The sequence below is a fragment of the Clostridium pacaense genome, assembly GCF_020709765.2.
Lineage (GTDB): Bacteria > Bacillota > Clostridia > Lachnospirales > Lachnospiraceae > Enterocloster > Enterocloster hominis.
Window position 1 is genome coordinate 1 of the sequence record NZ_JAJFEB020000221.1, and the last position, 236, is coordinate 236.

1 protein-coding gene is annotated in these 236 nt (G+C 49.2%); it reads right to left on the minus strand.

Annotation, left to right across the window (positions count from 1 at the left end):
* Window positions 1–236: ATP-binding protein (locus LK536_RS59095; protein WP_506092372.1), on the minus strand; the 236-nt coding region annotated here is incomplete at both ends.

The window sequence follows — 236 nt, forward strand, 5'->3', positions numbered from 1 at the left end:
GCTCCCCTGTCCAGGATTGCTCCTGACCTCAATGGTGCCATTCATCATCCGCACGATATTATGTGTGATTGCCATGCCAAGCCCTGTACCCTGTACCTGATTGATTGTAGGATCCTTTGCACGTGCAAAGGGTTCAAAAACATGAGGAAGGAACTCTTCAGACATCCCGATACCATTGTCATTGACAATGAGTTCATACTGTCCCCGTCCTTTGGCAAAAGACGGCACTTCCCGGA